Below are 21157 nucleotides of genomic sequence, written 5' to 3'. Positions count from 1 at the left end.
CGTGCGCCACCTGACCTACGCCGGGATGCTGGCGTTCTGCCTGCTCGGAACGCTGCCGTTGGATCGCTGGTTCCACCTCGGTGTCCTGCGCCGGTGGCGACGGCTGCTCCTGACCCTCGTCCTCGCAGCCGGGCCGTTCCTGGTCTGGGACCTGCTCGCGACTCACGCCGGACACTGGCGGTTCGACTCCGCTCAGACGTTGCCCGCGCGCGTGCTCGGCATCCCTCTCGAGGAGGTCGGGTTCTTCGTCGTGATCCCGCTGGCCGCGATCCTCACCTACGAGGCCGTGCAGACGGTGCTCGTACGGGCTCGGGACCGCCGACGGCTATGACCTACACGCTGCTGGCCGCGATCGCCGTACCGGTGGCCGTGGCCGTGGACCTCTGGGTTCTGCGCACCCAGCTCGTCAGGAGCAGGGCGTGGTGGCTCGCCTACGCCGTGATCGTGGTCTTTCAGCTGCTCACCAACGGCTGGCTGACCGGGCGACGCATCGTGCAGTACGACCCGGGCCGGATCGTGGGCGACAGCACGCCGGTGCTGCTCGGTCATGGACGCATCGTCTACGCACCCGTCGAGGACCTCGGCTTCGGCTTCGCGCTCGTACTCCTCAGCTGTGCGGTCTGGGTTCGGCTGGGTCGTTCTCGTGGGGCAGGTGACGCCACGCCGTCGCCACAGCCCGCAGGCGACGCGAGCGAGGGACGACCGCGCGGTCGGCGAACACGTTGAGGTCCAGAGCCTCGACCTCGTCGAGAATGCCGGCGTAGAGCCGGGTCGCGACGCGCAGGCACGGTCGCGCCCACCAGTCGACCTCAGCCACACCCGGGGAGGCCAGCTCGTAGAGCGACCGGGCGCGGGCGATCTCGAAGGCGATCAGACGTCGTACGCCGTCGCTCGGCACCGTGGTGCGCGCGGCTTCGGCGATGTCGAGGTCGGTGACGCCGTGTCGAGTCAGGTCGGCCTGGGGCAGGTAGATCCGGCCCCGCTCGTGATCCTCGGCCACGTCCCGCACGAAGTTGGTGAGCTGGAACGCCTCTCCGAGGAGTCCGGCGTGCAGACGCGCCGCATCGGTGTGCGCGCCGAGGACGGGCGCCATCATCTCGCCGATGACGGCTGCACTTCCGCGCATGTAGTCGCGCAGGTCGTCCCACGTGGCGTAGCGCGCGACGCTCAGGTCCATCGCCATCGAGCGGAGGAACTCCTCGATCAGTCTCGGGTCGAGATCGAAGGTGCGCAGGGTGTGCCACGTGGCGGCGAGGACGGGCTCGTCAGCGGCATCCGGAGGGCTGGACGCGCGCAAGGTCTCGGTTGCCGTGGCACTCCACACGAGGAACGTTGCACCCGAATCCCTTTGTGCGGCAGGGGAGTCGACCATCTCGTCGGCGACCCTCGCGAAGGCGTACAGCGCGTGGACATGCGGTCGGCGGTCGCGGGGCAGCAGTCGGGTCGCCAGGTAGAACGTCCGGCCGTATCGGCGATGGATCGCACGGCAGCAGGCGTACGCCGCCTCGAGACCTGGTGCGGACATGTCGGGTTCAGCGCCAGGCGCGTGAGCGATAGGAAGGGTCACGGCCGACGAGACGCTCGGCCGCGAGGCGACCACTGATCAGCACCATGGGCACCCCGATGCCTGGAGTCGTGCCCGAGCCGGCCAGCACGAGCCGTGAGCTGAGGCGGTTGGGGGTGCGGAACGGCCCGGTCTGCATGAACGTGTGAGCCGCGGACAGCGGTGTCCCGTCAGCGAATCCACGACGGCGCCAGTCGTCAGGTGTGATCAGCTCCTCGACCTCGAACGACCCGCTCAGATCACCCATGCCGGCTGCGGCCAGGTGATGAAGCATGTGCTCGCGATAAGGCGCGCGGAGCCGTCGCCAGTCGAGGGGGTGCTGGTGGCGCAGGTGCGGCGTGGGGAACAGCGCATAGAGGACATCTCCGCCGGCCGGTGCGATCGACGGGTCCGTACGCGTAGGCACCGAGACGAGGAACGAAGGGTCCCGCATCGGGCGACCTTCGGCGAGATCGACGAACACTTCGTCCCAGGCGCGGCCGAGGTGGATCGTGTGATGCGCCTCGACCGGCAGGCGATGGTCGACGCCGGCGGCGAGCACCACGCAGCTGGGCGACATCTGTCGTCGGCGCCTCAGCGTCCGACTGGTGTGGTCGCCGAGAAGCGTTGCTGCTGCTTCGGGTTCGCACGTCAGCACGACCGAGTCGTAGCGGTCGGAGCGGCCGTCGGCGTCGGTCACCAGCACGTCTCGTGTGTCCTCGCGCACCGACGAAACGGTTGTGCCATAACGGATCTCGACGCCATGACTCTCGAGGGCGGTGGCCATCGCCGTCGGCACCGCGTTGATGCCACCGACCGGATAGACCACGCCCTCGATGAGATCCATCGCGGTGATGACGGCGAACAGACCCAGCGCGGACGAGGGCGCGACTCCGGCGTACATCGCTTGGAAGCCGAACGCACGCCGCAGCCGCTCGTCCTCGAAGAAGCTCGCCATGACCTTCGCGAGACGCGAGAACCCCCGTAGCCGAACGATGTCCAGCAGCGGTCGGTTCACGAGTGACAGCGGGGAGTCGAGGTTGCGGTCGATGAAGTGAGGGAGCTCGGCACGGTAGATCGCGCGCAGGTGCGCCACCAGGCGCAGGTAGCCGTCGGCGTCGCGTGGCCCGGAGAACGCGCGAACCCGCTCGGCCATCACCTCGACATCCGTGGTCAGCGCGAGAGTTGAGCCGTCGTGCATCCGTGCGACGTAGGCGGGGTCGACCGGCAGCAGCCGCAGGTGGTCGGAGAGCTCTTCGCCCAGCGCGGCGAAGCAGTCAGCGAGGACGTCGGGCAGCGTGATGACGGTCGGGCCGACGTCGAGGGAGAACCCGGCCCGGTTCGTACGCGCCGCCCGGCCGCCCGGCGCGGCAGCCGCTTCCAGCACGGTCACGTGGACACCTGCGGCGCGCAGGTGCATGGCCGCCGAAAGCCCGGCCAGCCCAGCGCCGATCACGGCGACCGAGCCGACCGGTGCGGCCGGTCCCGAGCTCACGAGGAGCGGGCAGTGGAGATCTCGACGAGGTCCTGGAGCACGGCACGGGCGTGCGGGTCGAGCCCAGGGGCCCGGGACAGGGCCTCTCGTGCGGAGTCCGCGAGATCGGTGATCAGCTCTTCGACCTGGTCGACCGCGCCCTGAGCGACGATCGTCTCGCGCAGCCAGATGATGTCCTGGTCGGACAGGTCCGGTTGCCCGAAGGCGTCCTCGAAGCGGTCGGTGTCCGCGGGCGAGAGCCCGTCGAGCGCGTACGCGATCAGCACGGTCCGCTTGCCCTCGCGCAGGTCGTCGCCGGCGGGCTTGCCGGTGGCCTCCGGATCGCCGAAGACGCCGAGCAGGTCGTCGCGCAGCTGGAACGCCTCACCGAGCGCCACGCCGTAGTCCGACAGCGCTGCGACGACGTCGTCCTCGGCTCCTGCGCAGAGCGCACCGATGAGCAGGGGCTGCTCGACGGTGTAGCGGGCGCTCTTGACGCGGGCAACGTGGCGGGCACGTTCGATGCGCTCCTGGGTGGTCGCGCCGTCCCAGCCCAGGGCCGCCTCGAGAACATCGAGGAACTGGCCGCCCATCAGCTGGATGCGCATGCTGTCGAAGGTGGACCGGCCGCGCGCCAGCTCGTGGGCGGGGAGCCCACTTGTGGCGTACATCTCATCGGTCCAGGTCAGGCACAGGTCGCCGGCGAGGATCGCGCCGGCCGCACCGAAACGGTCTGCGCTGCCCTGCCAGCCGCGTTCCTCGTGGAGCATCGCCATCCGGCGGTGCACGGCGGGACGGCCGCGACGGGTGTCACTGTCGTCCATCACGTCGTCATGGATGAGGGCGGCGGCCTGGAACATCTCCATGGCCGCTGCGGCGCGGACCAGCGCCTCGCTGTCGGGGCCGCCGACCGCGCGGTATCCCCAGTAGAAGAAGGCAGCGCGCAACCGCTTGCCGCCGCTGAGCAGGTCGATCGCCGCGGCCAGCAGATGGTCGGTGGCGGGGCCGACAGGGGCCAGCACCTGCTGCTGGGCCTTCAGCTGGGTGTCGACGGCAGCCTGCACGCGCGGGCGCAGTGAGTCGACGTCCAGGGGGCTGGGCAACGAAGGTCCTTCCGTCAGGTGTCGAGTCGAGCGTACGTGCCCGAATTATGTCTACGATCTCGGCATGTCTGTTAGTGCAGGTCGCCAGGTTCAGTCTGCTGCCACCTCGATCCCGCAGATGCTGGCTCATGAGGGCACGGCGTACAGCTTCGAGTTCTTCCCTCCCAAGGATGACGCCTCCGAGGCGGTGCTCTGGGAGTCGATCCGACGGATCGAGCGGATCCGGCCGTCCTTCGTGTCGGTGACCTACGGTGCGGGCGGCTCGACCCGCGACCGGACCGTGCGGATCACCGGCCGGATCGCCCGCGAGACGACTCTGGTCCCGATGGCCCATCTCACCTGCGTCGGATCGTCGGTCAGCGAGCTGCGACAGATCATCGGGGAGTACGCCGCTGCTGGCATCTCCAACGTCCTCGCCCTGCGGGGCGACCCGGCAGGCGGACTGGATGCGGAGTGGGTTGCCCACCCCGAGGGCCTGGACCACGCCGATGCCCTGGTGTCGCTGGTGCGATCGCTGGGCCGCTTCACCGTGGGCGTGGCTGCCTTCCCGGACAAGCACCCCGAGTCCAAGACGCTGGAGGAGGACGCGGAGGCCCTGGTGCGCAAGGCGGACGCCGGCGCGGAGTTCGCCATCACCCAGATGGTCACCGATGTCGACGCTTACCTGCGGTTGCGGGACATGGTCGTGGCGCGTGGACGTGAGCTGCCGATCGTGCCGGGGCTGATGCCGGTCACCCGCTATGGCCAGCTGCAGCGGATGACAGCGCTCAACGGTCAGCCGCTCGCGGATGAGGTCACCCGCCGGCTCGAGGCCGTCAAGGACGACGTGGACGCTGTCCGCGCGGAAGGCATCGCCATTGCGACCGAGCACGCGGCACGGCTGCGCGACGAGGGTGCCCCGGGGATCCACTTCATCACCATGAACCGCTCGACGGCGACGCTCGAGGTCTTCGACAACCTGCACTGAGCCTGGGCTCAGGCCACCTCGGCGGCCTGCCCGGCCGTGATCCGCAGCAGCTCCTCGTAGGTCGTGGCGAACACCGTGCGCGGATGGCCACCGGCGGCCCACACCTCGTCGTACCGACTCAGCGCGACGTCGACGACCGTGTCGAGCACCGTCCCATGACCGACCGGTGCGACCCCGCCGATGGCGAAGCCGGTGCACGCGCGGACAGCTTCGGCGTCCAGCAGTGCGACGTGGTCGAGGTCGAGCACCTCACTCAGCTTGACCAGGTCGACACGGTGCGCGCCCGAGGTGAGGACGAGAAGAGGACGGGACGTGCCGTCCAGATGGTGCGCCTCGAACAACAACGAGCTCGCGATCTGTCCGACCTGGACTCCGAGCGCCTCTGCTGCGGCGGCTGCGGTCCGCACGGGCTGGTCGAAGGCCAGCATCCGTCCCGTCGCGCCTTGTTCCTGCAGAGCGGCGCGGACCCGGAGCACGCCCGGGTGCCGGGTGAGCAGGCGGCTGTCGGTGGTCGGCGGCAGGGTCGGGCCAGACGAAGGGTCCGCCGCGAGGGGCGGCTGCTCTGACATGGCAGGACGGTAGCGGCAGGACCGCCTGGATGTCGGGATTTGCGGCCTCTGTGGTTGACGTGGCGTCAGCAGGGGGAGGTACTCTTCAATGGTTCGAACACGTGTTCGAATATGACGAGCTCCGACGACGGAGAGGGGACTGGCGATGATGTGCTGTCAGGACGAGATCGAGGTGCGGCTTCCTGATCGAGGCGACGTGAGCACCGGCGATCGTGCAGCGCCGTCGATGTTCGTCTGGCACGGACGTCTCTATGTGGTCCGCCAAGTGCTCAACAGCTGGTCCGAGCGCGTGCCCTGGTGGCGTTCGACCGTTCAACCGGACCCGCCGGTCGGGGCCGTGCCGGAGCGGGGAGACCACCGGGTGTGGCGAGTCGAGGCCAGCCCCGGTCGGGCGCTCGGCACGGCCACCTACGACCTCGCTTGCGTCCCGCCGCCGCCGTTGGCCGGACATCTGCGCCCGACCTGGACGCTCATCCGCGTCGCCGACTAGACACCTCGACCGCGACACCCGGAGGACTCATGAGCACCTCGCCCACCCGCACCACCACGACACGCCGACGCGAGCGCGACTCTGCAGCGCCTTTGCCGGCGCCGGTCGCCGGAGCCGTTCTGGACCTGGTCGACCGGGCCCGCACCGGTCTTCGCTCCGCCTGCCACGCCCAGGGCGCCGGCGAACGATTCATGCTGGCCCATCTCGGTGCGCTGCGCGCTGCTGCGGCGTTGCTCGCCGCACGGGGCCAGGCCGGGAGCCGGTCACGGCCGCGCAGCGTCTGGGAGACCGTGCCCCGCGTGGCGCCCGAGCTGACCGAGTGGGCCGCCTTCTTCGCCGACTCGGGGCGGCGTCGTCAGGCGATCGAACGCGGCAGCCTCGAGGTCAGCAGCCGAGACGCCGATGACCTCGTCCGACAGGCGGAGACCTTCCTCGAACTGGTGCTGGCCATCCTCGGACTCCCGGTGCAGGCGCCGGTTTCCACCGGAATGACGCCGTTGCTGCGTCCATGAGAAGTATTGGCACCTTCACGTCACGTCGCACGTTGACAGGGCGGGTCTGTGTTCATGCCGCACGTGAGCGACCCGGAGAAACATGTCGATCTGCAGAAGAGACCGGAGTGTTTCCCACCGCTGGCTACCGCGGCGTATTCTGGAGACCTATCCTGACCATCACGCGGCCAGGCCCTTCAGCCAGAGCCTGGCCAGAGGAGCACACCGTCGCGACAGCGCGCGGACCGTGGGAGGTGTCAAAGTTGCCGCTCTCCGAGCACGAGCAGCATTTGCTCGACCAGATGGAGCAGGCCCTCTACGACGAGGACCCCAAGTTCGCCTCCCACATGGTGGGTGATCCATCCCGGCAACGCACTCGACGTCGGATGATCATCGGCGGCCTGGTGCTGGTCGTGGGTCTCGGACTGGTGGTGCTCGGCGTCGTCAGCCAGCAGATCTGGCTTGGTGGCATCGGCTTCGCAGTCATGGTTGCGGGCGGGGGATACGCCGTGACGCCAGGGCACAAGCGGACGCTCGGCTCAGTGGGTGACGACGGTCAGGTCACCCTCCACCAGGAGCAGAGCAAGCCCAAGAAGCGCAGCTCGAGCGGCACCTTCATGGAGCGCATCGAGCAGCGTTGGGACCGCAGACGCGGCCAGGACGGCTGGTAGCAGCTCGGCTCAGCGCGTGATGAGCAGGCCGACGACCCAGGTCGCGGCCACCAGGCACGCGGCGGCCAGCTCGATCCCGATGCTGAGCAGCACCCCCTTGAGCGCCACCTTGGTGGCGCCCCATGCGGCGGTCGCGTTGCGCAGCCGCAGGTGCTCCGCAAGATAGACGCCGAGCGGGAACCCGACGAACAACCCGACCACCGGGATCACGAAGAATCCTGCGATGCCGCAGACCGCGCCGAACAGCAAGGTCGTGGTCGGCACCCCTGCCGCTCGCATCCGCCGTGAGGGCACGACGTACTGCACCGTCCACCCCGCGAGGGCGATGACGGCACAGATCGCGAAGACGATCCAAGCGGTGCGGTCGCCGCGGTCGAGGGTCCACAGCAGGACGCCGGCGACCGTGACGAGCAGTCCGGGGAGGACGGGGACGACCAGTCCGACGATCCCGGTCGCGATCATCAGGGCAGCGACGACGGTGACAAGCTCCATGGGCACGAAACCTAGCGGTCAGCAGCACCCATGACAGAACCCCCACGCGACAAGCGCGTGGGGGTTCTGGACGATGGCGGGGACCGGGCCGCGGGTCAGGCCTCCTGAGGGGCAGCCTCACGGGTCTCGTGCAGGCGGTCAGTCTCGTCGACGACCTCTTCGGCGATGGCGCGCAGCTTGTCGAGGTGCTCACGCCCGTGATGGGCGCAGAAGAGCAGCTCGCTGCCACCGGTGAGGCGTGCCCGAATGAAAGCCTGAGCGCCACAACGGTCGCAGCGATCGGTCAGGGTCAGGGTGGTGGGGGCAAGAGCGGTCGTCATGTCTGCCATCCTCTCGTCCTGGTGCCGAAGCACCAACGCGGTCAAAGCCCCCCGGAGGGGCCGTACTTCCTAGACGAATCAGAAGTCCGATGCGTTGCATCGAGCCGGTCTTTGTCGTCTCGGAAGTGCCAACAGTGAAGCACGGCACGGGATTCCCGTGCTTGACATTCTCAGGGTGTGGCGTACGTCATCCTGTTTCCGGTGGGCAGATCTGGGCGTTGCTCCGCGGGTCACGTTCGCTGCCAGCGGAACGCCACGGGGGCGTACGGAGCGCCTGCGACGGCCCGTCGTGGGCAGCAGATAGCCTGCGAAGCGGCGTACCCGCGCCGGCCAGCTCGCTGGCTCACCCTCTGCAGGAGCACCATCTGTGGCCATCACCACCACGACGCGACCGGCCGACTACACCGCGCGGCATCTCCAGGTCCTCGAAGGGCTGGAGGCGGTCCGCAAGCGGCCGGGCATGTACATCGGTACGACCGACACGCGCGGTCTCATGCACTGCGTCTGGGAGATCATCGACAACGCGGTCGATGAGGCACTTCAGGGCCGTGGTGACCATGTGGGCGTCACGCTCCACGCCGACGGATCCGTCGCGGTGGCTGACCGTGGCGCCGGCATCCCGGTCGACATCGAGCCGCGCACCGGTCTGACCGGCGTCGAGGTGGTCTTCACCAAGCTGCACGCGGGTGGCAAGTTCGGCGGCGGCTCCTACACCGCCTCGGGCGGCCTGCATGGAGTGGGCGCGTCGGTCGTCAACGCGCTCTCCTCGCGGTTGGACGTCGAGGTCGACCGCGCCGGCAAGACCTACGCCATGAGCTTCCGGCGTGGCGAGCCCGGCCTCTTCGACGACGGCAAGGGTGAGCCGAGTCCTGACAACCCGTTCGAGCCGTTCACCAACACCAGCGAGCTGCGGGTCGTCGGCAAGGCGAAGCGCGGTGTCACGGGCACCCGGATCCGTTACTGGGCTGACCACCAGATCTTCCTCAAGGGCGCCGGCTTCGACTACGAAGGACTCGTTGGCCGCGCCCGCCAGACCTCGTTCTTGATCCCGGGTCTGACGCTGGTCATCCGTGATGAGCGCGGACTGCCGGACACGCCGGCGGCCGACGGTCCCCACGAAGAGGTCTTCGAGCACGACGGCGGCATCAGCGAGTTCGCCGAGTTCCTGGCCGCCGACCCGGCGCTGACCGATGTGTGGCGGCTGCAGGGCTCCGGCACCTTCACCGAGACGGTGCCCGTGCTGGACAGCAAGGGGCACATGACGCCGACGGATGTCGAGCGGGAGTGCGACGTCGACATCGCCGTGCGCTGGGGCAACGGCTACGACACCCACGTGCGGTCCTTCGTCAACATCATCTCCACGCCCAAGGGCGGCACCCACCTGAGCGGCTTCGAGCAGGCCCTGATGAAGGTCTTCCGCAAGCAGCTGGAGGTCAACTCCCGGCGACTCAAGGTCGGCGGTGACAAGGTCGAGAAGGACGACATCCTCGCCGGACTGACCGCGGTCGTAACGGTGCGGCTCGCGGAGCCTCAGTTCGAGGGCCAGACCAAGGAGGTGCTCGGCACCGCTGCCGTACGCGCGATCGTCGCCAAAGTGGTCGAGGGCGAGCTCAACACGCGGCTGACCTCGACCAAGCGCGATGACAAGGCGCAGTCGGCCCAGCTGCTCGAAAAGGTCGTCGCCGAGATGAAGTCGCGGATCTCGGCACGTCAGCACAAGGAGACGCAGCGCCGCAAGACCGCGCTGGAGTCCTCTTCGCTGCCGGGCAAGCTCAAGGACTGCCGCAGCACCGAGACCGACCGCACCGAGCTGTTCATCGTCGAGGGCGACAGCGCCCTCGGCACGGCCAAGGACGCCCGCAGCTCCGACTTCCAGGCGCTGCTGCCGATTCGCGGCAAGATTCTCAATGTCCAGAAGGCTTCCGTCGGCGACATGCTCAAGAACGCCGAGTGCGCCGCGATCATCCAGGTCGTCGGCGCCGGCTCGGGCCGGTCGTTCGACCTCGACATGGCCCGCTACGGCAAGGTCATCCTGATGACGGACGCCGATGTCGACGGCGCGCATATCCGCACCCTCCTGCTCACGCTGTTCTTCCGCTACATGCGTCCGCTCGTCGAGGCCGGGCGGGTCTACGCCGCTGTCCCGCCGCTGCACCGCATCGAGACGAGCGCCAGCGGACGGGCCAAGGGGGAGCGGATCTACACCTACTCCGAGCAGGAGATGCGCAAGACAGTGACGGCCCTGCAAAAGAAGGGGCGCACGATCAAGCAGCCGATGCAGCGCTACAAGGGCCTCGGTGAGATGGATGCCCACCAGCTGGCCGAGACCACGATGGATCCACGGCACCGCACGCTGCGCCGGGTCACCATGGCCGACGCGGAAGCCTCCGAGGGAGTCTTCGACCTGCTCATGGGCAGTGACGTGGCGCCTCGCAAGGACTTCATCATCTCCTCAGCCGGAGACCTGGACCGGGAGCGCATCGACGCCTGAGCCGACGGCCAGCGACTGGGTCAGGCGGTAGTGCGAGGGCGAGACCCCGTAGTGCGCCAGGAACGCCTGGCGCAGGGTCTCTGCCGTGCCGAAGCCACAACGGCTCGCGATCGCGCCCATCGTCAGCGATGTCGTCACCAGCAGCTGGGCGGCCGCCTCGGTGCGCGCGCGACGGACGAACCGGCCTGGTGTGTGTTCGACCTCGCGCAAGAACAGCCGCGTCAGGTGGCGTTCGCTGATGCCCGCTCGGGCGGCGAGCGCCGCGGCTGACAGGTCCGCGTCGAGGTGTGCGGCGATGTGGTCGACGGTCCGCTGCACCAGCGTGTGCAGCGCTGCCGGAGGCGCGGTGAACATGCTCATCTGCGCCTGGTTGCCGGGGCGCTGGAGATAGGTGACCAGCTGCCGCGCCACGCTCCGGGCAAGATCGGCGCCGGCGTCCTCCTCGATGAACGCCAGGGTCAGGTCGAGCGCGGCCGTGACCCCCGCGGACGTGGCGAACTGGTCGTCGCGGATGTAGATCGGGCCGGGATCGAAGTTCACGGCGGGGTAGTCCGCCGCGATCGTGGGCACGTGGTGCCAGTGCGTCGCGACGCGGCGTCCGTCCACCAGACCGGTCGCCGCCAGCACGGCCGCCCCCGTGCACACCGAGGCGACGCGCCGGCTCTCACGGGCCAGGCGGCGTACGTGCGCGACGAGATGACGGTCGTCCGCCGCGTCCTCGTGCCCGATGCCACCGGAGATGATCACGGTGTCCAGCGGTCCGCGCACGCTCTCCAGCCGGGCCTGCGCCTGCACCGTGAGGCCGGAGGCGCACTCGATCGCGCGGCCGCCGCGGGTGGCGAGCTTGATGTCGTACAGCGCTGATCCGTGCAGCCAGTTGGCGATCTGCAACGCGGAGGTGATGCAGGCGATGTCGAGCAGCTCGGCAGCGGGATAGCCGACGACGATGACCTGCCTGATCTCGCTCATGAGCCCAACGTACGACCGTCGGCGGCTTTGCGCCGCGTGTCCGTCAGACACGTATCCCAAGTTTCCCGACCTGATGGTCCTGGAGCGTTGGCGGGAGGGCGGCCACGCTGGACGCTCGAGACATGACTTCCACCATCACCTCTTCAGATCAGGCGCACCTGCACGCCGGGTGGCGTCATCTCGCCCGGCACCTCCTCGAGATGGTCGTTGCGATGTTCGTCGGGATGGCGGTGCTCGGGATGGCGCGGGCGGCAGTCGGCCTGCGTGCGTCGTACGACACCCAGCCCGAGCTCGCGTACCTGCTCATGGCGTTCGACATGTCCGTCGGCATGGCAGTGCTGATGCGGTGGCGCGGCCACAGCTGGCGCAGCACGGCCGAGATGTGCGCGGCGATGTTCGCGCCTGTGCTGCTCTTCCCGTTGATCTGGGCGGGTGTCCTGAGCGGTCACGGCCTGATGATGGTCGGACACATCGCGATGGTCCCGCTGATGCTCGCGGTGATGCTCTGGCGGCGCGAGGAGTACGCCGGTCATCACTGACCATGACTCGTCTGGTCCGTCAGGCTCGGCCGCGTGCCGACCAGGCGACCGCCGTGATCGGGAACGATCCCGAGGGCAGCAGCTCGCGGCACCGGTCGCGCAGCGCGTCGCGGTGCTCGGCAGACAGCGACGCGACGTACGCGCCGGCCGGCCCGACGCCGAATGTGTAGGGCTCCCACCACTCCTCGAAGTCCGGGTGCGTGACCGTGACCGACAGCTCGGCCTGCTGGACGTCCGCCAGGCCGGCCGCGACCGACACCGTGACGAGATCGCCGTCGTGCACGCCCACCCGGCCCGTCTCGTCCGAGGCGCTGGGGTCGATGTCGTGCGCGGCCTGCCAGATCACAGTGAGCGGGCTGCGGGGAGTGCCGAGGTCCCAGACACAGGTCGTGACCCAGCCGCCGGGGCGGGTGACGCGCGCCATCTCGGTCAGACCGGCCGTCGGGTCGTCCATGAACTGCACGACCAGCTGGGCGACCGCATGGTCGAAGGAATCGTCCGCGAAGGGCAGCTGCTCGGCGCCGCCTTCTCGGACCTCGAGAGCCGGAAAGCGCTCCTGGAGCGCGGTTCGGAACGGGGGAGACGGATCGATCGCGGCCACGGCATCGACACCGAGCCGATCGACCAGCACGGCCGTCAACGCACCGGTCCCGGCGCCGACGTCCACCGCCGTCTGGCCGGGCTGGATGTCGGCCCACCGCGCGAACTCGACCGCGAGCGGCTCGGAGTAGCGACCCATGAACCGCCCGTACGCATCCGCCGGCACCTCGAAGCTCATCTGCCGACGTTACGCCCGCGGGCCGTCGTACGCTGCCGTCATGGCCAGGTTGAAGATCGCCCAGGATCCCGCGGCAGACGACATCCTCTCGACCGACCCGTTCGGGCTGCTCGTCGGGATGCTGCTGGACCAGCAGTTCCCGATGGAGCACGCGTTCCGTGGTCCGGCCAAGATCGTCGAACGGTTCGGCTCGATCGATCCGGGCAAGATCGCGGCGGCGGATCCGGAGGCGTTCGCCGATCTGTGTGCGATGCCGCCTGCGGTGCACCGGTATGGCCGGTCGATGGGCGGCCGCGTGCAGCAGCTAGCCACGGTCGTGCGCGATGAGTACGACGGTGATGCCTCGCGGATCTGGTCCACCGCCTCCGCGACAGCGGAGCTGCTCAAGCGGCTCAAGGCGCTGCCCGGTTTTGGTGAGCAGAAAGCGAAGATCTTCGCGTCGTTGCTGGCCAAGCAGCTGGGTGTGCAGCACGACGGCTGGCGTGAGGCCATTGGGCCGTACGCCGAGGACGGCAGCTTCCGCTCCGTCGCTGATGTGGTCGATGAGGAGTCGTTGCAGAAGGTCCGCAACTTCAAGAAGGCCGCCAAGGCCGCGGCTAAGGCTGCTCAAGCCTGACTGCACTACACCCATCTGTGATCCGCCCGCTGACCTCTGTTGATGCTGACCGGTTGAGGTCGCTGCCTCTGTCGTACGAACGTGTGGTCGGAGAGTGGCCCGGCCTTCCTGATCGGCGCACGTTTCGCAGGCCACGTCCGATCGGGTCCGGCGACCTGACGGCGGCGGCTGAGGCACTGATGTCGTGGCGCGTGCACGAAGCGGCCGGGCTACGCGTCGAGCCATCGCGGCACGCTTGTCGGTCATCCGGAATCGGGTGAGGAGCTCTTCCTGCCGGAGCGGACGGAGCGGGGCGTCACTTTCACGGTGGCCGCGTCGTCGCGGCCGAGCTCGATACTTGCCCGCGTCGGCGGACCGATCACGCATGGTGTTCAGCGGCTGGTGACGTCCCGTTACCTTCGCGCCCTCGACCGCCTCCCGCATCAGTGACTGGCGACGCTCGGACGGCGAAAGCCCCACTGTCCGAACGGTATTCGGGTGTAGGTCAAGAAGGCGTCCGTGATGCCGACGGCGTGTTGACGGGTCCGTGCCGCCGAGTTTGGTGAGGCGGTCGACGTTCATGGTGGAGTAGGTCGGAGTTGCGGCTCATCGGACGTCCGCGCCCGTGCTGTTGCGCCGGATCGCGCGTCCGGGGAGCGCGTCGGTGCGCTGTCCGCCGTCGATGACCGGCTCTCCGGCGACCAGGACCCAGTCGATGCCGGTCGCCTGCTGCTTCGGCTCCTCGAACGTCGCGGTGTCCTGCACGGTCTCGGGGTCGAAGACGACCAGATCGGCGGCGTACCCCTCACGCACCAGCCCGCGCTCGGTCAGCCGGAGGCGACGTGCCGGCCGGCCGGTGAGGTGGTGAACGCAGTCGGCGAGGTCCAGCACCCCGAGCTCACGCACGTAGCGCGCCAGGTAGCGCGGGAACGTGCCCCAGGCTCGCGGGTGCGGACGGTCGCCGACGAGGATCGAGTCCGAGCCGCCGCAGTGGGTCCGGTGCTGCATGATCGTCTGCACGTTCTCCTCGTGTCCGACGTGCTGCAGGATCGTGGTCGCCAGCTGGTCCTCGCCGAGCACGTCGAAGAACACGTCCGCCCCGGGACGCCGCTGCTCGGTCGCGATGTCCTCGATCGTGCGGCCGACGTACGACGCGAGCGAGGGGTTGCGGACGCCGCTGATCTGGATCGTCGACCACTCGGTGACGCACCCGTGGCACCCGTCGGTACCGACCTGGGTCAGCTCATGGGCGATCTGTGCTCGTAGGTCGGGGTCGTCCAGCCGTGCGAGGAACGCGTCCGGTCCTGCGGACTGGGACCAGCTCGGCTGCAGCGCGCTGAGCGTGGTCGAGCCCGGCAGGTAGGGATAGGTGTCGAGCGTGACGTTCACGCCGTCCTCGATCGCTGCGTCGATGTGAGCGAGCAGCTCGTCGGCGCGACCGCGGTTCGGAGCGAAGTTCATCACGGCGTGGGTCAGGTGCAGGTCGCATCCCGAACGTCGCGCCACGTCGATCATCTCGTCGTACGCCGCGATCGCCCCGGCTCCGTACGAACGATGGTGTGGGCTGTAGTAGCCGTGGTGCTGTGCCACGGTCCGGCACAGACGCACGAGCTCCTCGTTGTCGGCGAACATGCCCGGGGGATAGGTGAGACCACTGCTCATCCCGAGTGCGCCCTGGGTCAGGCCGTCGGCGAGCAGACCGACCATCAGGTCGATCTCTGCTGGGCTGGCGCGCCTGTCGTCCGTGCCGACAACCATGAGTCGTAGCGTGCCCTGAGGGACGAGATAGCCTGCGTGGCAAGCGATTCCGCGGTCCAGCCGGTCGAGGTAGCCTGCCACGCTGTCCCAGTCGAAGTCGAAGTCGTCGGGTTCGCCGTTCCAGCCGGCGACCTGTCGGCGCAGCACGGTGCGCGAGGCGTCGTCGCACGGCGCGAACGACAGGCCGTCCTGGCCGAGGATCTCGAGGGTCACTCCTTGGCTGACCTTGCTGGTGTGCTCCGGGCTGACCAAGATCTGCAGGTCGGAGTGCGCGTGCATGTCGATGAAGCCTGGGCAGAGCACCCGTCCGGCGGCATCGATCGTGCGATGTGCGGAGGGCACGTCACCAGCGGTGCGATGCACCCCGGTGATGCGCCCGCCCGTGACGGCCACGTGGGCGTCATAGGCCGCCGCACCGGTGCCGTCGATGACCGAAGCGTTGCGGATCAGGAGGTCGGCACGCATGAGAGATGCCCTCTCTCAGAACCAGGTCCGGACGAGGTCCACGACGAGAGGGTCCGCGGCGTCTGCGTCGTCCACCACCGGGATCAGGGACCACTTGTCGAACGCCGTGCACGGGTGCGAGAGTCCGAGCCTCAGCTCATCGCCCACCACGACCGGGTCGACCTCGGGGTCGAAGGACAGGAAGCCGTGCTGGTCATTGAGAGCGGTGATGCGTGCCCCGTCGAGTGCCGTCGACGCCTGGCCGGCCACCGGTGCGCGCCGCAGCTGCGGGACGGGCAGGCCCTCGTCGTACGGCAGGTCCCGCTTGCCGGCGTCAAACAGTGCCAGGCCGCGCTCGGGCACCGAGGTGACACGTACCCAGCCGTGCATGGCCGACCGGAGTGTCGGTGCGTCTGTACGGCGGAGCTCGCCGAGCGGCGAGATGTGCCGGTAGAACCCGTCGTCGTGGACGAGGTAGGCGCCGGATCGCAGGACCACGCGGGCCCGTGGCGCCCAAGAGGAGAGCACGGCCGCGACGACGTCGAAGTAGGCGCTGCCACCGGCCGTGACGATCGGGCGCTGCTGCTCGTCGTACCACCCGCGCTCGAGGATCAGGTGGTGCAGGGCGCCCAGCTCGCTCAGGTAGTGAGCCACGACCTGGAGGCCGTCGTGCTCACGGCTGTGGGACAACGCACCTTCATATCCGGCGACGCCCGCGAGTCGTAGCGAACGTGTGTTTCGCACCGCTGCGGCGACCGCCAGCCCCGTCTCCAGATCGCGCGCACCGGTGCGACCACCGGGCGCACCCAGCTCGACGAGCACCTGGAGACGACCCGCGTCGGCGATCGGGGTGTCGCGCAGGGCGGCGCCCATGAGCTCGACCGTGCGTACGTCGTCAGCCCCAGACGAACAGCTCGAAGTCGGGGTCGGCAGCGAGCTGTTCGGCGATCCAGCGAAGAGCCAGCGGGGAAATCACCGCGTTGGCGACGATCGCCCTGCTCAAGCCGAACGCTCGAGCAACGGCCAGCTGGGCGGTGTTCGCCAGCGTGATCGCCCAGGCGCCCGACTCCAGCTGGGTGCGCCACAGCTGCGGCGCCATGGTGGTCTTGCCATGCGGAGCCAGGTCCAGCGCGTGGGCGCGACGCCAGGACGTCATGACCTGCTCGTTGTGCGCCATGGCGTCGCGGCTGAGAGTCAGCAACGGCGTCGGAAGATCGGACAGCCGCAGGCCCAGTGCGACGACATCGGCGGCCCGCTGTCCCCAGGTGCGTGGGGGCATCGCCTTGTGCCGCCAGTCGACCGGCAGCCCGTCCAACGCTGCGACGGCCCGGCCGTCGAGAGTCGCGGGCGAAGCCATAGCGGTCCTCCGTTGCGTCGCGCAATGGGCGTGCGTCTGGTGTGGCTGCCTCCTCAGCTGACGCCACGACCTTCGTAGGCGCCGATGTTCGGCGCGTGGTCCCGGGGCACGCGGTTGCCGTAGAAGTCGCGTCCGCCGTTGTCCGCGATGACGGTTCCGGCGTCGGTCGCCGGTGAGCCGGCCCGCAGACGGTATCCGGCCGGGCCGATGCCTGGCGCGACCAGCAGCGGGTCAGCGGTCGAGCCGCCCGGGTTGGACTCGACACCGGCGACGTTGACGAACGTGTTGTGCGTCGGACTGACCGCGGTGCCGGGCTGCAGGCGCAGGTTGGCGGTCCCGTCGCCGGTCTTGACCACGATGTTGTTGTCGAACCGGACATGGTGCGGTGCGGTCGTGTTCTCGTTGATCACCGTCATCGAGCGGCCCGGGCCGACGTAGATCGTGTTGTTGTACACGTGCGCGCTCTCGATCCCACCCGAGCACATCTCGACACCACGGAACACGTCGTTCTGGCTGACGTTGTAGCGCACCACCGCGTTCGCGACACGGCCGGTCGCGTTGCACAGCAGCACGAAGCCGCCGGCGTTGTCGTGGCTGTAGTTGTACTCGAAAACCGTTCTGTCCGTGCCCTGGTCGACGTCGAACGCCATCCCGTCACGGGTCGTCTCACCACCGGAGACCTCGTTGTAGCGGAACGTCGTCCCGTCGGAGTTCCACGGCCACATCCCCGCGTTGTAGCCCGCGGACCGGCGCTGGAAGCCATCGATCCGGTTGTGCTCGACCAGAGCGTTCCGTGCGGTCAGGATGACGATGCCGTCGCCGCCCACGTCGGACACCTGGTTGCCGCTCACCACGATCCGGGTATTGGCCGTCCACGGCTTGGTGACCGGCCCGGTGGAGCCGACCTCAGGACGCTGCTCCCACTCCGAGGTCACCAACCGGATGCCGCCGCGGTTCACGCCCTTGACTGTGTTGCCGGTCACGCGTACGTCATCGAACGCGCTCGCCCGGACGTCACCGACGACGGAGAACAAGATCCCGTCGCTGCCCGAGGTGCTCTTGGTGTCATCGCCCCAGATGTCGTGGATGTACAGGTTCTGCAGCACGTAGTGCCGACCCGTCCCGTAGTCACTCAACCGGACGTGCACGCCGCGTCGGTTGCCACCCGGGTTCGCGGCGTTGGTGACCTCCAGGTCACGCACCTCGATCCACTGAGTGTTCTGCAGCAGCACCGCATCCGGTGCACCGTTGCCATCGATCACTGGCCGCGCTCCGGAGCCGTACGCCCCGATCCGGATCGGAGCACCCGGCGCCCCCGCACCCCTCGGCGCGAACGTCCCCACACAACGAGTCCCACGCTTGAACAACACCTGCGTGCCCGGCCGCAGAGTGAGGGCATTCACCTCCGCCAGCGAATGGAGGCCCGGCGAACCACCCGAGCAGTCCACGTAGACCGTCCGCGGCCTAGCAGCCGCCGGACCCGGCGACACGATCCCAGCTGTGGCCAGGGCGAGAGCCGCCACGAGGGACAGTGTTAAGGCGATGTGTATGCGCATGCCAGCGGCTCCTGAGGAGATCGATGATGAGTGCGTCTAGCGAGTGGTGTGGATGGCTAGGCGATCGAGTCAGAGTTCGCCGAGCTGAGCTCGTGCTGGCTGGTGAGGGTGGTTCCTACCCAGAAGGCGTCGTAGTTGTGTAGGTAGGCGGGTTGGCCGTAGGGCTCGTCCAGGAGGTCGGGTCGGGGCAGGGCGCGGTTGATGATGAAGGGGATCTGCAGCTCGCCGAGTGCGCCGTGGGAGCGCAAGGGGGCGTCCAGGCCGGTGAGGTCGTGCCAGGCGGCGTAGCGTCCGATGGCGGTGCCGGCCTCGCCGAGGACGACGATGTCGCCGATCCGGTCGGGCGGGAGGGAGAAACGCTCCGCCGCTTCTTCGCGCCCGTAGGCCTCTTGTACGCCCTCCAGGGCGCGCAAGGCTTCGATCGTGGCGTCCCGGTCGACCCCGTCGGGCAGGTAGATGCTGGCGAAGGAGCCCAGCGCCCCGTGGTGCACGGTGTAGGGATCGGTGATCGGGAGGATCACGCGCAGCCCGTCGGTGCCGGGTTCGATGTCGCTGGTGCCCAGGATGGTGCGGACCTCATCCTCCACGAACAGCACGTTGGCCTTGCCGGTGGCGTCGGACTTGGCGCTCATGCCGTGGTCGGCCGTGAGGATCACGATCGCGCCGAGCTCCTCGAGCGCGGCGGCGTAACGGTCGATCATCTCGTAGAACGCGTTGGCCGTCTCGGTGCCGGGCGCGTTCTTGTGCTGGATGTAGTCGGTCAGCGACAGGTACATCAGGTCCGCGCCACGATCCTTCAGGATCTGCACCCCGGCGGCCAGAGCGAACTCCGACAGGTCGGCGGAGTAGACCTGCGGCAAAGGTTTGCCCACCAGCTCCAGGACACCCTCGATGCCGTTGTCGGCGACGGTGGCCTGGTCGGCCTTCTCGGCCGAGAAGCAGATCCCGTGCCGGGTCGGCGCGACGAACTCACCGGTGCCGGCCAGGCTGGGTCCGTCCTCGACCAGACCCGCACCCAGCAACCGGCGCAGCTTGTCCTTCGCGGTCACGACCACGACATCCAGACCCGCCTCGTTCGCGGCCGCGAACACCGTCGGTGCGCGCAGGAACTTCTTGTCGTTCATCAGCACCTCCTGCCCGGTGGCGGTGTCGAAGATGTAGTTGCCGCTGATGCCGTGCACGGCTGGTGGGTGACCGGTGGCGATGGACACGTTGTTCGGGTTGGTCAGCGCGGGCATCGCGCAGTGCGCCTCCCACGAGCTGCCTTGGCCGGCAAGGACATTCGCCAGCCATGGCATCTGTCCGGCCTTGATCGCCTCGAGGTGGTAGTCCGGCTCACTGCCATCGATACAGATCACCACCACCGGAACCCCAGGGGTGGTGTAGTCCCGGCCATTGACGGTGAACTTCGTACGCTCCACGTGCGACTCCTGTACATCCTGGTAACGAGCTGATGGAGTAACCCTCTCGTCAAGGACCGGAGTCAGGAACCCAGAATGCGCCTATAGCGCCAATAGGAATTCGGAACGGGTTCGTTCATTCAATAGGGCGTATGCCGGTGACATATGCCGGAGGGGTGACGTCAGGAGTCGTCGGCGGCGTCGTACGGCCGGAACGTGGGCCAGCTGTTCATGCCGCGGAGCACTCGGAGGAAAGCCTGCTCTGCTGGTGACAGAAGTCGGTCGCGACGGGTGGCGACGACGACCGGCCTGGCGTCGAGTGGACTGGCTACCTCGAGGACGGCCAGTTGGCCCGCAGCGACCTCATTGATGATTGCGTGCTCGGAGATCAGGGAGATGCCGAGACCGGCGATGACGGCCTGCTTGATCGTCTCCTGGCCCCAGATGTCGGCACGTGCGACGTCGGGAAGGCCCCAGGTCTCCAGGGCAGCGTCCTGCCGGATGCGGGTCGCCGACCCTCGCTCGCGGAGCAGGAACCGCTGCTCGGTCAGCTGATCCGGTTGTAGTGGCGCGCCCGCCAGCGGGTGCCCTTGAGGGGCCACCAGTACGAGGTTCTCCGAGAGCAGCTTCTCGCTGACGAGCTGACCAGCCGTGGGTTTGCCGAGCATGACGGCGAGTCCGATCTCGCCGGCCAGCAACGCCCGTGAGACCTCGGAGGCGTTGCCGACGACGAGGTCGAACTCGATGCCTGGGTGGAGCTCCTTGAAGCGTGACATCACAGCAGGCAGCAGATAGGTGCCGGCGGTCGTCGTGCCGCCGACGCCGATCCGGCCGACCTCGAGTCCGCTGACCTGAGCGATCGCCGTCACCGCCTCGTCCGCGAGGACGAAGAGCCGCTTGGCGTACTCCAGCAGCACCTCGCCCTCTGCGGTCGGCTTGATGCGCGCGCCCGACCGGTCGATCAGGGTGGCTTTGACCGAGGTCTCGAGCTGGCGGATCTGATTGGAGATCGAGGGCTGGCTCATGAAGAGCTTCTCGGTTGCTGCCGAGAAGCCACCACTCTCGATGACCTGAGTGAAGATCCAGAGGCGATGAAGGCTCAGTTCCACCGGGTCAGAGTAGACCGGCATGACTCGTGGCCGGGAGGCGT

At 68.6% G+C, this 21157-nt stretch carries 23 protein-coding genes and 1 pseudogene; 10 read left to right on the top strand and 14 right to left on the bottom strand.

Annotated elements, in window-relative coordinates:
- The first annotated feature begins 1 nt into the window (after position 1).
- A complete protein-coding gene (locus VV02_RS16755) occupies positions 2-331 on the top strand; it encodes a lycopene cyclase domain-containing protein (RefSeq protein WP_052593288.1) in 330 nt (109 codons plus the stop codon).
- Positions 328-726 carry a lycopene cyclase domain-containing protein gene (locus VV02_RS16750; protein ID WP_052593286.1) on the top strand — a complete coding sequence of 133 codons (399 nt, stop codon included), beginning with the start codon at positions 328-330 and terminating at the stop codon, positions 724-726. Before VV02_RS16755 ends, VV02_RS16750 begins: the two co-directional genes overlap by 4 nt.
- Here VV02_RS16750 and VV02_RS16745 read toward each other — a convergent pair.
- The 3 genes from VV02_RS16745 to VV02_RS16735 are packed head-to-tail and all read right to left on the bottom strand — an operon-like array spanning position 608 to position 4120.
- The gene (locus tag VV02_RS16745; protein WP_083450568.1) at positions 608-1525 is read right to left on the bottom strand and encodes a phytoene/squalene synthase family protein; all 918 of its coding nucleotides are present in this window, start codon (positions 1523-1525) and stop codon (positions 608-610) included. The two genes, VV02_RS16750 and VV02_RS16745, sit on opposite strands and share 119 nt — an antisense overlap.
- A 7-nt stretch (positions 1526-1532) precedes the next feature.
- Positions 1533-3038 carry a phytoene desaturase family protein gene (locus VV02_RS16740; protein ID WP_052593284.1) on the bottom strand — a complete coding sequence of 502 codons (1506 nt, stop codon included), beginning with the start codon at positions 3036-3038 and terminating at the stop codon, positions 1533-1535.
- Positions 3035-4120 carry a polyprenyl synthetase family protein gene (locus VV02_RS16735; protein ID WP_052593282.1) on the bottom strand — a complete coding sequence of 362 codons (1086 nt, stop codon included), beginning with the start codon at positions 4118-4120 and terminating at the stop codon, positions 3035-3037. Before VV02_RS16735 ends, VV02_RS16740 begins: the two co-directional genes overlap by 4 nt.
- 64 nt (positions 4121-4184) lie before the next feature.
- Here VV02_RS16735 and VV02_RS16730 point away from each other — a divergent pair, with 64 nt between their 5' ends.
- Positions 4185-5087 carry a methylenetetrahydrofolate reductase gene (locus VV02_RS16730; protein ID WP_052593279.1) on the top strand — a complete coding sequence of 301 codons (903 nt, stop codon included), beginning with the start codon at positions 4185-4187 and terminating at the stop codon, positions 5085-5087.
- Positions 5088-5095: 8 nt separating this feature from the next.
- On the opposite strand, the gene VV02_RS16725 is transcribed toward VV02_RS16730, so the two are convergent.
- A complete protein-coding gene (locus VV02_RS16725; RefSeq protein ID WP_083450236.1) occupies positions 5096-5656 on the bottom strand; it encodes a YbaK/EbsC family protein in 561 nt (186 codons plus the stop codon).
- Between the two features lie 145 nt (positions 5657-5801).
- Here VV02_RS16725 and VV02_RS16720 point away from each other — a divergent pair, with 145 nt between their 5' ends.
- The 3 genes from VV02_RS16720 to VV02_RS16710 all read left to right on the top strand — a co-directional run bounded on the left by VV02_RS16720 (position 5802) and on the right by VV02_RS16710 (position 7308).
- A complete protein-coding gene (locus VV02_RS16720) occupies positions 5802-6146 on the top strand; it encodes a DUF6504 family protein (RefSeq protein WP_052593277.1) in 345 nt (114 codons plus the stop codon).
- 29 nt (positions 6147-6175) lie between these two features.
- The gene (locus tag VV02_RS16715) at positions 6176-6658 is read left to right on the top strand and encodes an SAV_6107 family HEPN domain-containing protein (protein ID WP_169787710.1); all 483 of its coding nucleotides are present in this window, start codon (positions 6176-6178) and stop codon (positions 6656-6658) included.
- A 233-nt stretch (positions 6659-6891) separates the two neighbouring features.
- Positions 6892-7308 (top strand): DUF3040 domain-containing protein, encoded by a 417-nt coding sequence (locus VV02_RS16710; RefSeq protein ID WP_245633114.1) that lies wholly within the window; start codon positions 6892-6894, stop codon positions 7306-7308.
- A gap of 9 nt (positions 7309-7317) precedes the next feature.
- On the opposite strand, the gene VV02_RS16705 is transcribed toward VV02_RS16710, so the two are convergent.
- Positions 7318-7800, bottom strand: coding sequence for a DUF456 domain-containing protein (locus tag VV02_RS16705; RefSeq protein ID WP_052593275.1), 483 nt, complete (start codon positions 7798-7800; stop codon positions 7318-7320).
- 95 nt (positions 7801-7895) lie between these two features.
- The gene (locus VV02_RS16700) at positions 7896-8120 is read right to left on the bottom strand and encodes a DUF7455 domain-containing protein (RefSeq protein WP_052597150.1); all 225 of its coding nucleotides are present in this window, start codon (positions 8118-8120) and stop codon (positions 7896-7898) included.
- A gap of 367 nt (positions 8121-8487) precedes the next feature.
- On the opposite strand from VV02_RS16700, the gene VV02_RS16695 reads away from it, so the two are divergent.
- Positions 8488-10611, top strand: a complete 2124-nt coding sequence (locus VV02_RS16695; RefSeq protein ID WP_157063431.1) for a DNA gyrase/topoisomerase IV subunit B — start codon at positions 8488-8490, stop codon at positions 10609-10611.
- Here VV02_RS16695 and VV02_RS16690 read toward each other — a convergent pair.
- Positions 10573-11580 carry a GlxA family transcriptional regulator gene (locus tag VV02_RS16690; RefSeq protein ID WP_052593273.1) on the bottom strand — a complete coding sequence of 336 codons (1008 nt, stop codon included), beginning with the start codon at positions 11578-11580 and terminating at the stop codon, positions 10573-10575. The two genes, VV02_RS16695 and VV02_RS16690, sit on opposite strands and share 39 nt — an antisense overlap.
- 122 nt (positions 11581-11702) lie before the next feature.
- Here VV02_RS16690 and VV02_RS16685 point away from each other — a divergent pair, with 122 nt between their 5' ends.
- Complete coding sequence (locus tag VV02_RS16685; RefSeq protein ID WP_052593271.1) at positions 11703-12119, top strand: hypothetical protein; 417 nt, start codon at positions 11703-11705, stop codon at positions 12117-12119.
- A gap of 19 nt (positions 12120-12138) precedes the next feature.
- Here the strand turns inward: VV02_RS16685 and VV02_RS16680 are convergent, their stop codons facing one another.
- A complete protein-coding gene (locus tag VV02_RS16680; RefSeq protein WP_052593269.1) occupies positions 12139-12897 on the bottom strand; it encodes a class I SAM-dependent methyltransferase in 759 nt (252 codons plus the stop codon).
- Positions 12898-12937: 40 nt separating this feature from the next.
- Here VV02_RS16680 and VV02_RS16675 point away from each other — a divergent pair, with 40 nt between their 5' ends.
- Positions 12938-13513, top strand: coding sequence for an HhH-GPD-type base excision DNA repair protein (locus VV02_RS16675; RefSeq protein ID WP_052597146.1), 576 nt, complete (start codon positions 12938-12940; stop codon positions 13511-13513).
- 237 nt (positions 13514-13750) lie between these two features.
- Positions 13751-13942, top strand: a pseudogene (locus tag VV02_RS27455) (DUF1990 family protein); the annotation flags it as partial.
- Positions 13943-14098: 156 nt separating this feature from the next.
- Here VV02_RS27455 and VV02_RS16670 read toward each other — a convergent pair.
- The 6 genes from VV02_RS16670 to VV02_RS16650 form a co-directional block, all read right to left on the bottom strand.
- The gene (locus VV02_RS16670; protein WP_052593267.1) at positions 14099-15715 is read right to left on the bottom strand and encodes an N-acyl-D-amino-acid deacylase family protein; all 1617 of its coding nucleotides are present in this window, start codon (positions 15713-15715) and stop codon (positions 14099-14101) included.
- A gap of 15 nt (positions 15716-15730) precedes the next feature.
- A complete protein-coding gene (locus VV02_RS27185) occupies positions 15731-16567 on the bottom strand; it encodes a type III PLP-dependent enzyme domain-containing protein (RefSeq protein ID WP_245633113.1) in 837 nt (278 codons plus the stop codon).
- Positions 16568-16589: 22 nt separating this feature from the next.
- Positions 16590-17051, bottom strand: a complete 462-nt coding sequence (locus VV02_RS27180) for a type III PLP-dependent enzyme domain-containing protein (RefSeq protein WP_245633112.1) — start codon at positions 17049-17051, stop codon at positions 16590-16592.
- 53 nt (positions 17052-17104) lie between these two features.
- The gene (locus VV02_RS16660) at positions 17105-18607 is read right to left on the bottom strand and encodes a right-handed parallel beta-helix repeat-containing protein (protein WP_083450234.1); all 1503 of its coding nucleotides are present in this window, start codon (positions 18605-18607) and stop codon (positions 17105-17107) included.
- Between the two features lie 56 nt (positions 18608-18663).
- Positions 18664-20028, bottom strand: a complete 1365-nt coding sequence (phnA, locus tag VV02_RS16655; protein ID WP_052593263.1) for a phosphonoacetate hydrolase — start codon at positions 20026-20028, stop codon at positions 18664-18666.
- Between the two features lie 161 nt (positions 20029-20189).
- A complete protein-coding gene (locus VV02_RS16650) occupies positions 20190-21116 on the bottom strand; it encodes a LysR family transcriptional regulator (RefSeq protein WP_052597144.1) in 927 nt (308 codons plus the stop codon).
- Positions 21117-21157: the final 41 nt, after the last annotated feature.

Source organism: Luteipulveratus mongoliensis (genome assembly GCF_001190945.1).
In the GTDB taxonomy this organism is placed as follows: Bacteria; Actinomycetota; Actinomycetes; order Actinomycetales; family Dermatophilaceae; genus Luteipulveratus; species Luteipulveratus mongoliensis.
This window is presented reverse-complemented; position numbering and strand designations above follow the sequence as displayed.